Annotated in this window: 11 protein-coding genes and 1 tRNA gene; 8 read left to right on the forward strand and 4 right to left on the reverse strand. The window is 67.4% G+C overall.

The genetic code is table 11. The features are described from left to right. Nucleotides 1-6: 6 nt before the first annotated feature. The 8 genes from AC56LK_RS10290 (at nt 7) to AC56LK_RS10325 (ending at nt 10,142) form a co-directional block, all read left to right on the forward strand. On the forward strand, nt 7-1,623 hold the full coding sequence (locus AC56LK_RS10290; RefSeq protein ID WP_497184450.1) for a DHA2 family efflux MFS transporter permease subunit: 1,617 nt from the start codon (nt 7-9) through the stop codon (nt 1,621-1,623). Between the two features lie 17 nt (nt 1,624-1,640). Then, the gene (locus AC56LK_RS10295) at nt 1,641-3,080 is read left to right on the forward strand and encodes an efflux transporter outer membrane subunit (RefSeq protein ID WP_497184451.1); all 1,440 of its coding nucleotides are present in this window, start codon (nt 1,641-1,643) and stop codon (nt 3,078-3,080) included. 72 nt (nt 3,081-3,152) lie between these two features. After that, the gene (locus AC56LK_RS10300) at nt 3,153-4,190 is read left to right on the forward strand and encodes a WD40/YVTN/BNR-like repeat-containing protein (RefSeq protein ID WP_497184452.1); all 1,038 of its coding nucleotides are present in this window, start codon (nt 3,153-3,155) and stop codon (nt 4,188-4,190) included. Nucleotides 4,191-4,232: 42 nt separating this feature from the next. After that, nucleotides 4,233-5,933 carry a DUF8614 domain-containing protein gene (locus AC56LK_RS10305; RefSeq protein WP_497184453.1) on the forward strand — a complete coding sequence of 567 codons (1,701 nt, stop codon included), beginning with the start codon at nt 4,233-4,235 and terminating at the stop codon, nt 5,931-5,933. 165 nt (nt 5,934-6,098) lie between these two features. Next, complete coding sequence (locus AC56LK_RS10310; RefSeq protein ID WP_497184454.1) at nt 6,099-7,274, forward strand: MCP four helix bundle domain-containing protein; 1,176 nt, start codon at nt 6,099-6,101, stop codon at nt 7,272-7,274. Between the two features lie 104 nt (nt 7,275-7,378). Further along, complete coding sequence (locus AC56LK_RS10315; protein ID WP_497184455.1) at nt 7,379-8,065, forward strand: hypothetical protein; 687 nt, start codon at nt 7,379-7,381, stop codon at nt 8,063-8,065. A 142-nt stretch (nt 8,066-8,207) separates the two neighbouring features. After that, a complete protein-coding gene (locus AC56LK_RS10320; protein ID WP_497184456.1) occupies nt 8,208-9,221 on the forward strand; it encodes a BON domain-containing protein in 1,014 nt (337 codons plus the stop codon). Nucleotides 9,222-9,314: 93 nt separating this feature from the next. After that, a complete protein-coding gene (locus AC56LK_RS10325; RefSeq protein WP_497184457.1) occupies nt 9,315-10,142 on the forward strand; it encodes an HDOD domain-containing protein in 828 nt (275 codons plus the stop codon). A gap of 154 nt (nt 10,143-10,296) precedes the next feature. Here the strand turns inward: AC56LK_RS10325 and AC56LK_RS10330 are convergent, their stop codons facing one another. The 4 genes from AC56LK_RS10330 to AC56LK_RS10345 form a co-directional block, all read right to left on the reverse strand. Beyond that, nucleotides 10,297-11,463 carry an MFS transporter gene (locus tag AC56LK_RS10330; protein WP_497184458.1) on the reverse strand — a complete coding sequence of 389 codons (1,167 nt, stop codon included), beginning with the start codon at nt 11,461-11,463 and terminating at the stop codon, nt 10,297-10,299. Nucleotides 11,464-11,568: 105 nt separating this feature from the next. Next, the gene (locus tag AC56LK_RS10335) at nt 11,569-12,162 is read right to left on the reverse strand and encodes an IMPACT family protein (RefSeq protein ID WP_497184459.1); all 594 of its coding nucleotides are present in this window, start codon (nt 12,160-12,162) and stop codon (nt 11,569-11,571) included. Between the two features lie 66 nt (nt 12,163-12,228). Then, nucleotides 12,229-13,875: a choice-of-anchor I family protein gene (locus AC56LK_RS10340; RefSeq protein WP_497184460.1), complete on the reverse strand. Its 1,647-nt coding sequence runs from the start codon at nt 13,873-13,875 to the stop codon at nt 12,229-12,231. A 117-nt stretch (nt 13,876-13,992) separates the two neighbouring features. Further along, nucleotides 13,993-14,068 (reverse strand) — tRNA-Lys (locus AC56LK_RS10345). Nucleotides 14,069-14,162 lie beyond the last annotated feature (94 nt).

Consider the following 14,162-nt stretch of genomic DNA (forward strand, 5'->3'; position numbering starts at 1 on the left):
CTTGCGATGACCAGCCTTACCAAGGCCGCAGCGCCCATGGCTGCAGTGGGCACCTTCGCGGGTGCGCCGGCCGACGGCGTCCGCGTCGACGCCCGCACCTGGATCGCGGTGGCCGCCGGCATGCTGGGCGCCTTCATGGCGGTGCTCGACATCCAGATCACCAATTCCTCGCTGCGCGACATCCTCGGTTCGCTGTCGGCGACGCAGGAAGAGGGCTCGTGGATCTCGACCGCCTACCTGTGCGCCGAGATCGTCGTGATCCCGATGACGGCCCTGTTCACCCGCGCGCTCGGCGCGCGCACCTACATGATCGGCACCACGGCGCTGTTCCTGGTGTTCTCGACCCTGTGCGGCGCGGCCTGGAACCTGGAAAGCATGATCGTGTTCCGCATGCTGCAGGGCTTCACCGGCGGCGCCCTGATTCCGATGGCGATGACGCTGGTGATGACGCGCCTGCCGGCCTCGAAGCGCGCGGCCGGCATGGCGATCTTCGGCCTCACCGCCACCCTGGCGCCGGCCATGGGCCCGACCCTGGGCGGCTACCTGTCCGAGCTGTACGGCTGGCCCTCGATCTTCTACATCAACTGGATCCCGGGCGTGCTCCTGATCGCCGGCATGTGGTGGGGGCTGGACAAGGAGAAGGCGAATGTCAAGACCTTGCTGAACGCCGACTGGCTCGGCATCGGCCTGATGGCGATGGGCCTGGCCTGCCTGACCATCTTCCTGGAAGAGGGCAATTCGAAGGACTGGTTCGAGTCCTCGTTCATCGTCAGCTTCGCCTCGCTGTCCCTGGTGGGCATCCTGGGCTGGGTCGCGGTCAGCTTCACCAAGCCCGAACCCTTCGTGAACCTGCGCCTCTACAGCCAGCGCAACTTCCTGGTCGCGACCGTGCTGTCGGCGGTGACCGGCATGGGGCTGTACGGCTCCTCCTTCCTGCTGCCGCTCTACCTGGGCCAGATCGCCGGCTACACGCCGATGCAGATCGGCGAAGTGATCGCCTGGGTCGGCCTGCCGCAGCTGCTCGTGATGCCTTTTGCTGCGGCGCTGTCCTCGAAGGTGGACAACCGCATCCTGTGCTCCTTCGGCCTGCTGCTGTTCGGCGGCTCCTGCCTGATGAACGCCTTCATGGATGCCGGCACCGGCTACGACCAGCTGATGCTCACGCAAGTCATCCGCGCGATCGGCCAGCCCTTCGTGATGCTGACCCTGTCGAATTTCGCGATGCAGGGCGTGGCGCCGAAGGACATGCCCTCGGCCTCGAGCCTGTTCAACATGACGCGCAACCTCGGCGGCTCGATCGGCATCGCGCTGCTGGCCACGGCGCTGACCAAGCGCGAGCACTTCCACTCGGCGCGCCTGGGCGAGGCGGTGTCGAGCTTCGCACCGGCGACCCAGCAGCGGCTGGACGGGCTGACCCAGGGCTTCATCGCCGGCGGCATGGACCCGGCAAGCGCAGCGAACCAGGCGCTGGCGGTGCTCGACCGCATCGTGCGGCGCGAGTCCTACGTGATGGCCTACAACGACGCCTTCTGGATCGTTGGCCTGGTGCTGATCTGCTGCATCGCCGCGATCTGGCTGGCGGACAAGGTGAAGTCGCCGGGCGGTGCCTCGGGCGCACATTGATATTGAAGAGAATGACTATGCTGAAGAATTTCGTACTCGTCTCCGCGCTGGCCGCTGCCCTCGGCGGCTGCGCCACCGTCGGCCCCGACTTCAAGGCGCCGGCCGGCGCGCCGGATGCGGCTTTCCGTCACGCGGCATCGGCGCATGAAGCTGCGCAGCTGCCGGTCCAGTGGTGGACCGTGTTCGGCGACACCACCCTGGATGGACTCGAAGAGCGCGCCCTGCGCGACAATCCCGGCGTCAAGGCCGCGGCGCAGCGCTTGCTGCAGGCCCAGGCCCAGCTGGGCGTGGTGCGTGCCGGCCAGGCGCCGAACCTGGCCGTGAGCACGGGCGTGTCGAATACCCGCAGCTCGAGCGAGACCGCGCAGGGCATCGCGCTCGGCGGACGCTCGATCGAAGGCAACAACTTCAGCCTGGGCGCCTCGCTGTCGTATGAGCTCGACCTCTGGGGCCGCGTGCGCCGTGTGGTGGAAGCGGCCGATGCGCAAGCCCTGGCGGCGCAGGACGACCGTGACGGCGTGCTGCTGATGCTGTCGAGCCAGGTGGCCCAGTCTTACTGGCAGCTGCGCGGCCTGGACGCCGAGCTGGCGATCCTGCGCAATGCCCTGGATGCGCGCCGCGAAGCCTCGGCGCTGGTGGAGGCCCGCTTCAAGGCCGGCCTGTCGAACGAACTGGACGTCTCGCGCGCCCGCATCGAGCGCGCCAATGCCGAAGCCGACCTGCACGAGGTGCAGCGCCAGCGCAATACGGTCGAACACGCGCTGGCCACGCTGGTGGGCGCCTCGCCGAGCGCGCCGCTGCTGGCCGCTGCGCAGGGCGCGCAGCTGCCGCAGCCCCCGGGCATCCCGGTCGGCCTGCCGGCCAGCCTGGTGGGACAGCGTCCCGACCTGGCGGCCAGCGTGGCCCAGCTGAAGGCGGCCAATGCGCAGGTGGGCGTGGCCGAAGGCGCCTTCTACCCCTCCTTGTCGCTGACCTCGAACTTCGGCTTTGCCTCCGAACACCTGCGCGACCTCGCGAGCGGCGGCGCACGCGCGTTCTCGGCCGGTCCGCTGGCGCTGTCGCTGCCGGTCTTCGACGGCGGCCGCAACCGCGCCAACCTGGCGCTCTCGAAAGCGCGCTACGAAGAAGCGGTGGCGAACCACCAGACCCGCCTCCTGACGGCCCTGCGCGAAGTCGAGGACGCGCTGTCCGACCTGCAGGGCCGCGCACAGCAGGGCGAGGTGCAGGCGCAGTCGCAGCAGGCCGCGGCGCGCGCCCTGCTGGTGGCGCAGGCGCGCTACGAGCGCGGCGTGTCGACCTACCTCGACGTCACGGATGCCCAGCGCACCTCGCTGGCGGCGGACCGGGCGGCGGCGCAGATCCGCACCCAGCGCCTGCTGGCCACGGTGGCCGTGGTGCGCGCCCTCGGCGGCGGCTGGCGGCAGGGCGAGGCGCTCGCCACGATCGCGCGACCCTGATATCCGGCAGCGGGCCGGGAACTGCAGGCTACAATGCGGCATCGTTACTCAACCATGAGAGGATCCGCATCCATGTCCCTGTCCGCACGTGCCCTGTTCATCGCCGCCCTGCTGGTCTCAAACGCGGCCGCCGCCCAATCCTGGCAAGCCACCCCCAGCGGTACGGGCGCCGAGCTGCGCGGCCTGTCCGTCGTCAGCGACAAGGTGGCCTGGGCCAGCGGCGCCAAGGGCACCGTGCTGCGCACCGTCGATGGCAGCAACTGGCAGGCGATGCAGGTGCCGGAGGCCGACAAGATCGACTTCCGCGACATCCAGGCCTTCGATGCGAAGACCGCCGTCGTGATGGGGGCGGGGCCCGGCGCGACCTCGCGCATCTACCGCACGACCGACGGTGGCGCCAGCTGGCAGCTGGTCGTCACGAACGGCGTGGCCGAGGGCTTCTGGGACGCGATGGCGTTCTGGGACAAGGACAACGGCATCCTGTTCGGCGATCCGGTCAAGGGCAGCTTCCAGGTCTACACCACCGGCGACGGCGGCAAGACCTGGCAGGAAGTCGCGGCCAAGGGCATCGAAGCGATGCCGAACGAGGGCGCCTTCGCCGCCAGCGGCACCTGCCTGAGCGTGGCCGGCGCCAATGACGCCTGGATCGCCACCGGCGGCAGCGCCACCGCGCGCGTCTTCCACTCCGCCGACCGCGGCAAGACCTGGCGCCCGGCGTCGACCCCGATCCCGGCCGGCGCGCCCGCCCGCGGCGTGTTCTCGGTCGCCTTCCTGAACACGAAAGAGGGCTTCGCCGCCGGCGGCGATTACAAGGAAACCCGCATGGCGGGCGTCAACGGCGCCTACAGCCAGGATGGCGGCGCCAGCTGGACGCCGGTCGAGGTGGCCCCAAGCGGCTACATGTCGGTGGTGGTGCCGGTGCCCGGTGCGCCGCGCGCCCTGGTGGCGGCCGGCCTGGCCGGATCGGGTTATTCGCTGAACGGCGGCCGCAGCTGGACTGAACTGGATAAGACGCCGATGAACACGGTCGGCTTCTCCGGCCCGACGCGGGGCTGGGCGGTGGGGCCGAAAGGTTTGCTGATGAAGTACACGGGGCCTGCGCTGCGCTGAAGAGATTACAATCGCCGGACAATAACCATTCTCAGAGACATCATGACGAAACTCCTTGCTCCTCTCGTGTTGTTTGCGGCTATCGCCAGTGCGTATGCCGAACCCGCCACCGTCACCCAGCTCACCGCCATGAGCAAGCGCTTCGCGCCTGTCGAGCTGAAGGCCGACACCTCGAAGCTGTCGAAAGGCGACCGCGCCGCCATGGTCAAGCTGATCGAGGCCGCCAAGATCGTCGACACCCTGCAGCTGCGCCAGCGCTGGTCCGGTAACGAAGCCCTGTGGGCCGCGCTGCAGAAAGACACAAGCGAACTCGGCCGCGCGCGCCAGAACGCCTTCTGGCTGAACAAGGGCCCGTGGTCGGGCATCGACGACAACACCTCCTTCATGCCCGCGGAGTATGCCGGCATCAAGATCCCGGCCAAGAAGCCGCTGGGCGCCAACTTCTATCCTGAGAATGCGAGCAAGGAAGCCCTGGAAAGCTGGATGAATGGCTTACCTGGCGCACAGAAGGCCGATGCGCAATGGTTCTTCACCGTGATCCGCCCAGGTGCGGACGGTAAGTTCCGCACCGTGAAGTATTCGGATGAATACCGCCCTGACCTGGAAAAGCTGGCCAAGCTGCTGCGCGAAGCCGCCGCACTCACCGACAACGCCTCGCTCAAGAAATTCCTGAGCCTGCGCGCCGACGCCTTCCTCTCCAATGATTACCTGGCCTCGGACTTCGCCTGGATGGACCTGGATTCGCCGGTGGACGTCACGATCGGCCCGTACGAAACCTATAACGACGAGCTGTTCGGCTACAAGGCCGCCTTCGAAGCCTACGTCAGCATCCGCGACCAGAAGGAAACCCAGAAGCTGGCCTTCTTCGGCCAGCACCTGCAGGAACTGGAAGACAACCTGCCGCTCGACAAGCAGTACCGCAACCCGAAGGTCGGCGCGATCGCCCCGATGGTGGTGGTGAACGAAGTCTATGGCGCCGGCGACGGCAACATGGGCGTGCAGACCGCCGCCTACAACCTGCCGAACGACGAACGCGTGATCCGCGAGCGTGGCTCCAAGCGCGTGATGCTCAAGAACGTGCAGGAAGCGAAGTTCGAATCGACCCTGAAGCCGATCTCGAAGCTGGTGCTGCGCCCGGCCGACCAGAAGGACCTCGACTTCGACTCCTTCTTCACCCACATCCTCGCGCACGAGATCATGCACGGCCTGGGCCCGCACCATACCAAGCAGGACGGCAAGGAATCGACCCCGCGCCAGGACCTGAAGGACACCTATTCCACCATCGAGGAAGCCAAGGCCGACATCACCGGCCTGTGGGCGCTGGGCTACATGATGGAAAAGGGCATGCTGAAGGACACGCTAGGGCAGGGCGCGCTTGCCGAGCGCAAGCTGTACAACACCTTCCTGGCGTCCAGCTTCCGCACCCTGCACTTCGGCCTGACCTCCTCGCACGCACGCGGCATGGCGATCCAGGTCAACTACCTGCTCGACAAGGGCGGCTTCGTCGCCAACAGCGACGGGACCTTTTCGGTGAACTTCAAGAAGATCAAGCAGGCCGTCATCGATCTCGACCGCGAGTTCCTGAGCATCGAAGCCACCGGCGACTACGCGCGTGCCAAGGCGATGATGACCAAGTACGTGGTGATCCGTCCGGAAGTGCAGAAGGCGCTCGACCGCCTCAAGCCGACCGTGCCGAACGACATCCGCCCGAGCTTCGTGACGGCGGCATCGCTGACGAAATAAGCGGGGACTGGCGGCGCGATTGGCATCGACGCAACACTTGCCGCCAGATTTACTTAACTTAAACTGAAGGCTTCGTCAATCCATACAGGGCCATGTTATAGTCGCTGCATTGCTTAGGGGAAAGAATTTGCGCCATGGGCGCCTCCCGCTACCAACGACAAAAACATGACGACGAAGCCCCTTTCCACTGGCGCCCGGCTGGCCATCGGCTACGGCGCCGTGATCCTCCTGATGATCGCGCTGGCCGTGCTGGCGGCCGCGCGTGCGGGGCAGATCGAGCAGCTGCTGTACCGCATCGACGAGGTCGGCGGCATCAAGCAGCGCTACGCCTTCGAACTGCGCAGTAGCGTACGCGACCGTGCAATCGCGGTGCGCGACGTCGCACTCGCTCCTGATCCCGCCGCCGCCGCCGCGCCCATCGGCCGTCTCAAGACCCTGGCCGACGCCTATGCGCGCGCGGCTTCGCCGCTGGATGCGCTGTTCCAGGAACTGCCGGGCATCCTGCCCGCGGAACGTGAAGCGCTGGCCGCCATCAAGGAACAGGAAAGACGCACCCGTCCGCTGGTCGAGCGCGTGATCGCCCTGCACGCCGAAGGGCAGGCGCAGGAAGCGGCCATCCTGCTGTCGCAGCAGGCGGGGCCGGCGTTCGAAGACTGGCTTGCCAGCCTCACGCGCTTCATCGAACTCGAACAGAAACTGGCGACCGACGACATGGCGGCGGCACGCGGCCTGTCTTCCGGTTTCGCCCAGTGGATCGTGCTGCTGTGCGCCGCTGCGGTGGCTGCGGCCGTGTGCGCTACCTGGTACGTCGTGCGCGGGCTGCCGCGTCCGCCCGCCGCGGCAGCGTCCGACGCCAGCCCGGCGGCCCCTATTGAAGAGAGCGCCGCACCCAAGCGCGTCGACGATATCGTCGGCGCGATCGATGGCCTGGCCTTCCGCGCCAACATCCTGGCGCTGGATGCCGCCGTGCAGGCGTTGCGCACCGGTGAGCACGACGAAGGCCAGACCGCCGTCGTCCAGGAACTGCAGGCGCTGGCGCTGCGCTCGACCGCCGTGGTGAAGGACATCCGCGACCTGGTCGGCAGTCCGGTGGCGCACATGGAAGATGCCGGCGCCCTGCAGGCCATCGCGAACGCGGTGGCCCGGGTGACCGCGGTGACGGCCTCGATCGGCCTCGACGAAGGCCCGGCGCAGGGACAGACCGAAAGCTCGCGCCGCACCACGGCCCTGCTGCAGGCGTCGACCGCCGCGGCCGCCATGGAAGCCGAAGCGCAACGCCTCGCCGCCATGCTGGCGCCGGTGCTGCCTGCCGCCGAATCTGCGTCGGACAGGCAAAACTGACAAGCTTGCCGTTCTCAAAACGGCGAAATATTTTCCCTCAAGATGGGCTTGATCCCGGGCTAGAATTGCCGATAGGCATCTTATTGTCCTTGAGGGAAATCGCCATGTTCAAGCCCCTGCTGTTCGCCACGCTCGTGTTGGCACCGGCACTTCACGCCGCCGAACTGACCGCGCTGGAAAAGCGCTGGCTCAGCGCCGCCGGACCGGTCCTGGCCTATTCCCAGCAACTCAAGCTTCCGCTCGACATCACCGTCCAGCCCCGGCCGCGCCCGGGCGACGTGCCGCTGGCGATGGGCTTCGACAAGGGCCGCTGCAAGCTGGTCATGTCCCTGCGTAACAACCCCGATGCCGAAACCGTGCTGGCCGGCATTCCTGAAGCAGAGCAGGGTGCGCTGATCGAAGCCATGGCCGCCCACGAGATCGCGCACTGCTGGCGCTATGCGCAGGGCGCCTGGCATGCGCTGCCGGCCGGTTTCGTGGAAGTGAATGAAGAGCGTGCCGCGGATGCCTCGCTGCTGGCGGCATCGAAAGCCATGCGCGAGACGCGCCGCGAGGAAGGCTTCGCCGACCTGGCAGCCCTGGCCTGGACCCGGCGCAGCAAGCCGGACGATTACGCGCGGGTCTACCGCTGGCTGGCCGGCGTGCGCGACAAGGTCGCGGTGCCGCGCAGCGGCCACGACACGCGCGTCTGGGTGCGCCTGGCGGGCGACGGCGCTGCCTTCGGCGCGGCTGCGGCGCCCTTCGACGATGTCGACGAACTCTGGCGCGAAGGCTTGCTGGCAGCGGAATGAGCCCGGCGGCGGCGTTTCAGCAACGGCGGACGCCGCCAGAACGACAAGGAACACGTTCAGTGTTCGTTGTCGCACAGATGCTGTCGGGTGTGGAGCGTCTAATGATGATGTCATCACAACAACCAACACAAGGGACACCATCATGAACCGACTCCTCGCCGCCCTGCTGGCAAGCGCCGCCGGCGCCACCATTGCCGCCGCTCCCGCATTTGCCCAGAACGACAGCCCGGCTTATCGCCAGGCCATGGACAAGATCGCGGCCGACCACAAGGCCGCCAAGCAGAAATGCGATGCCCTCAAGGAAGAAGACGTCTGTGAGGAACAGGCCGACGTCGCCCGCGCACGCGCCGAACTGGCTGCCGTGCAGAAGCACGACAAGAACAATACGGCCAACCGCGATGCGGCGCGCCGCAAGCTGGCCGAAGCCGAGTACGAGCTGGCTGAAGAGAAATGCGATGCCATGAACGGCAACGCCAAGGACAGCTGCATGAACAATGCCAAGTCGGTGCGCACCGCCGCGCTGGCCAAGCTCGGCGGCACCCGCGATGCCGCCGATGCCCGCGACACCCGTACTACCGTGGGCGGTACCGGCAGCACGGCCGCCACCGCCGGCGCCGCCGGCAGCGCCGGCCTGATCGCCTCGACCGACACCAAGGATCCGGTGAAAGCGGCGGCCGTCGAGAAGTGTGACGAACGGGGCAACAAGACCGCCTGCCTGGTCGAGAACAAGGACCAGCCGGATACCGCCCTCGAGCGCGCCGGCGAGAAAACCCGCAATGCGGTCGCGGGCGTTGTCGACAAGACCAAGGAAGCCGGCCGTAACGTGGCCGACAAGACCCGCGAAGTGACCGGCGGCGCCGCAGCCCGCACCGAGCGCAGCGTCGAGAACGTCGGCGACAAGACCGAAAGGGCCACCGAGCGCGCCGGCTCGCGCACCGCGTCCAACCTGTCGGATACCGCGATCACCGCCAAGGTCAAGGCCGGCCTGGCCGCCGAACCGGATACCAGCGCGCTGGCGGTCAAGGTCGAGACCGAGAAGGGCGTCGTCATGCTGAGCGGCTTCGTCGATTCGAAGGCCGAGGCCCAGCGCGCCGAGAAAGTCGCCAAGAGCGTCGAGGGCGTCACCCGCGTGAAGAGCACGATCAAGGTGAAGTAAGCGCCTGCTTTCTTGCTGTCACCGAAGCCCGCAGGCTTGCCCTGCGGGCTTTTTACTGTCGGGCAGGCGCGGGGGCGGGGGTATAATTCCCGTGTGAACAAACTCGAAGCCTTCGGATACATTGCCGCCCAGGCCGCGCGCGGGGACATCAGCTTCCCCACCAGCGTGAACGCCGTGCTGCGCCTGCAGCTGGCGCTGGATGAGCCGGATTGCCATGTGGACGAGGCAATCCGCCTGGTGCTGTCCGAACCGCAACTGGCCGCGCGCACCGTGGCGCTGGCGAACACCGCCGCGTACGGGGCCGCCAACGGCGTGCAGGTGAACAATGTGCGCGCTGCCGTGCTGCGCATCGGCTACCGCCGCCTGCGCGGCCTGGTCGCGGCCCTGATGGTGCGCCAGTTTGGCCACCGTATCGCCGATCCGCTGCTGCGCGCCAAGGCCGAGCAGCTGTGGAACCACAGCGCCCAGGTGGCGGCCCTGGCGCAGGCGCTGGCGCGCCACGTCACCAAGGTCGATCCCGACACCGCCCTGTTCGCCGGCATCGTGCACGAGGTCGGCGGCTTCTACCTGCTGTCGCGCGCCGACGAATTTCCCGGCCTGCTGGAAGACGATACCGAGAACTGGGGCGTGCTGGTCGAGGACGTGGCCAGCCTGGAAATCATGCGCAAGCTGGCGATCCCGGCGGACGTGGCGCAAGCCATCGGCACCCTGCGCGACGGCGTCCTGAACCCGGAACCGCACACCCTGCTCGACACCCTGCTGCTGGCGAACCGCTACGCCCTGGTCGATTCGCCCCTGGGCGGCGCGGCGGAACGCCCGGACGACACCGAGCCCGGTCCGCTCGACGCGGCCACGCTGCAGGTCTTGCGCAACGAGGCTGCCGAGACCGTCCAGGCGCTCGGCGACCCTACCCTCGTTTAATCCCACCCGATGATGCTGGCGCGACCTTCGAGGGTACCGGTCCGGACGGCCGCCATTACACGGCCGAGCAGATGCACGACGCGGCCCTGGCCAGCCTGCATGGCGAATTTGCCACCGTACTGTGGTCGGAGGAGCTGCTGGCAGCCCTCGGGCCTCAGGCGACGGCGCGTGCCTGAACCCGGCCCTGCGCCAGCATCGTCGCAGCCAGCACGACACCCGCCAGCGCGAGCCCGGCCGCGACCCACTGCGGCGAAGCATACGAATAGCCGAGGGTGAGCGGGATGCCGCCCAGGAAGGCTCCCAGGGCGTTGCCGATATTGAAGCCCGACTGGCCCAGCGAGGAGCCCAGCATTTCCGCCTCGCGCGAATGCTCGATCAGCAGCATCTGGATTGGCGGCCCCAGGGCCAGCGCATTGGCGCCGGTGGCGAAGGCCAGCAGCAGCATGGCCGGCTGCGACCCGGCGAACAGGCCATTGCACAGCAGCAGGGTGGTCATGCTGGCCAGCAGCAGCAGGATCGCCTGCAGCGGCGGTACCCGGTCCGCCAGCCTGCCGCCCAGCAGCACGCCGACCGTCATGCCGACGCCGACCACGGTCATCACCATCGGGATGCTCGCCGGCCGGAACTGCGTGACCTCGGTCAGCAAGGGCGCGATATAGCTGAAGAAGGCGAAGAAGCCGCCGGTGCCGATCGAGGTGATGGCCAGCGCCAGCCACAGGGCGGGGCTGCGGAAGATGCGCAGGTCCTGCATCAGGCTGGTGCGCGTCTTCGCCTCGATGTGCGGTACCAGCTGGCGCAGGGCCAGCACGGTCAGCAGGCCGATCGCCGCCACCACCAGGAACACTGCGCGCCAGCTCATGTTGTGGCCGAGCCAGGTGCCGGCCGGCACGCCCACCACATTGGCCAGGGTCAGGCCGGTGAACATGGTCGCCAGTGCGGCGGCCACCTTGCCCTCGTCGGCCAGGCGGCTGGCAACGACGGCGCCGACGCCGAAGAAGGCGCCGTGCGGCAGGCCGGCCATGAAGCGCGACAGCATCATCACCTCGAAGTTCGGCGCGAAGGCCGACATCGCATTGAACAGCGTGAACATCGCCATGAACCACATCAGTACGCTGCGCGGCGGGCGGTGCGCCATCAGGCTGACCAGGGTCGGCGCGCCGACCACGACGCCGAGGGCGTAGGCGGTAATGAGGTAGCCGGCCTGCGGGATGCTGACGTGCAGGCCGCCGGCGACCTCGGGCAGGATGCCCATGATGACGAATTCGGTCATGCCGATGCCGAAGCCGCCAAGGGCGAGGGGAACGAGGCTTTTCTTGATCAAGGTGCGCAGACGTGGCAGGGAGGACCGGCCACTATAGCGGCTTGCGCGCGTCCAGTCCGCTTTCGTGTCGTGATGACAGGTATAGCGGGCCGATATGAAATACGCTTAGCCCTCGGCCTTCGGCCAGGCAATCCGTCCGTGCCCCGCGTTGTCGAGGCGGGTGCGCAGCGCGCCGGCATCCTGCGCGGGGAGGCTGAAGTCGAACAGCACGTCGTCGCCGTGGGAAACCTCAGTCAGCTTGGCGCCGGCGCCGTCGAGCTCGCGGCGTACCAGGCCTTCGAGCGCATAGGGCGCGCTACAACGCAGCTGTTGCAGTTTAATGATCGGCACCTTCTGCGCCTGCAGCAGGGCCTGTGCCACGCTGTCGGTATAGGCGCGCACCAGCCCGCCCGCACCCAGCTTGACCCCGCCGAAGTAGCGGACCACGGTGGCCAGCACGCCCTCCAGGTCCTGGTGGCGCAGCACGTCGAGCATCGGGCGCCCCGCGGTGCCGCTCGGCTCGCCGTCATCGACCGCCGCCGACTGGCCACCGGCCAGCAACGCCCAGCACACGTGGGCGGCACCGGAATGTTCGGCGCGCAGGCCGGCGACGACCTGCTGGGCGCCGGCCCGGTCGGGCATCGGCTGGACGCAAGCGAGGAAACGGCTCTTCTTGATGATGAGTTCGAAGTGGACGGGAGCGGCGATGGAGTAGGGCATGGGGCCGATTATCGGCGGCGCGGGAGGAAATGCCAACCGTCGTGGCTGGCATTTCCTTTTTCGGACTTAGTAGCTCAGATTGATCTGGAGGATGGCGGTAGTGCCGCTCACCTCATTGCCGACCACCAGCAGCGGTTTGTTGTTCGGCGACTTGTCCGCCGGGATGAAGGCCAGGCCTTCCGGACCCAGGTCGCCGGTGTCGTTGGTACGGGTATTGAGGTAGGTGACGAAGCTCGCCGCCGCAGGCTTGCTGACGTCGTAGACCATCACGCCGCCGACACGCTCGAGGCCGATGAAGGCATAGGTCTTGCTGCCGAAGCGGCCGACCACCACGCCTTCCGGCTCCGGACCCTTGGACGCGCTGCGGCCATCAAGCTCGTTGTTGTCGTTGCTGGCGTTGAAGCGGGCATTCGGCAGCGATACGGTCTTCTGCTCGAACTCGTCGCCCGAGTCGTAGACGCGGTTCAGGTTGGTGTCCCAGATCGAGAACGAACGGGCGCCGAAGGTGTACAGCTCGGTGCACTGGCCGGCCGCGTTCTTGCCGGTGCTGCCGCCGTTCGGCGCGGTGGTAATGCGCAGGCGGCCGAGGTTCGAGTCGAAGACCAGGCTGGCGGCATTGCCGAACACGGCCGGGTCGAGGCCGCCGCTGCAGTGAGCACGTACTCGCGTCTCTTCGTTGAAGCCCGGCCAGTCGGCGCGCGCATCGCCTTCGTTGGCGGTGATCAGGTAAGCCGTGCCGTCCACCGTGAAGCGGGCGATCGCGTCCGGCAGGTACATGCCCTTCACCGGCTGCGGGGCAATCCTGACCGCCGGGCTGCCGCTGTTGGTATTGGTGCCGCCGTCTTCGTCGGAAGCGTCCATGCCCATGCCGGCCACATTGTGGTTCTTGGTGCCGAGCGGCTTGAGCGCCGTGACCTTGGCGGTGGCAATGTCGACGATGGCGACCGCATTGTTCTCCTGCAGCGTCACGTAGGCGGTGCGGCCGTCTTCGCTGGTAGCGATGTATTCCGGCTCCAGGTCCTGGGCGGCGCTGGCGCCCGGGCCGTAGAGGCGGATGCCTTGGGAGCGCAGCGCGGCTTCCTGGCCGTTGAAGGCGCGGAAGTCGGCGGTGGCGACCGTCGGCGTGCCGCCGCGGTTGACGGTGATCACGCTGACCGCGCCTTCCGGATCGGCGGAATCCGCCTGGCCATAACTGTTCGGCTCGCCTTCGTTGGCGACCAGCAGGGTGCGGCCGTCCGGGGTGAAGGTGAGCATGTCGGGCAGGGCGCCGACTTTCACGCTGTTGACCAGTTTCAGGTCGGCCGCATTGTAGAAGGCGACCGTGCCGGGATTGGTTTTGGGTGAGGATTCGATGGCCAGCGCGACCAGGCCGTCATGGATGGCGACGCTGTTCACACCACTGCCGAGGCCGGCCACGCTGATGGTGCCGGCCAGTTTCGGCGCGGAGGGCGTGGCGAGGTCGAGCACGTCGACTGTGCCGTTGGCGCCGTTGACCACGAACAGGCGCTTGCTGGCGGCGTCGAAGGCGGTGATTTCCGCCGCGCCGGCCTTGCCACCGTTGTAGCTGCCGATCTTTTCCATCGTCAGCGTCTTTGGCGTCAGGTCTTCATCGTCGTCGCTGCTGCCGCAACCGGCGAGGATGCCGGCGGCAAGCATGGCGGCGCCCAGGACGCGCAGGGTGGTCGGTAGAGCGGCGTGGTCGAGAAACGGCATTGTCGGTTTTCCTAGTTGAAGAACCGACAGCATAGGAGGCGGGGATGACAGCACGATGACGTGCAAAAAACAAAAAAGGCGTCACGATTTCTCATGACGCCTTCCTTGCTGAATCTTTGGTAGGCCGTGCGGGATTCGAACCTGCGACCAACGGATTAAAAGTCCGCTGCTCTACCAGCTGAGCTAACGACCCGAAGAAGCCAAGATTATAGCGACGTTTGCGCGAATATCCAAGTGCTTCGTGCCAATTTTGTTGGCGCTAGAGGCAATCATGCGCCCAATGCGCC

The organism is Telluria sp. ZB4P36 (genome assembly GCF_059685865.1).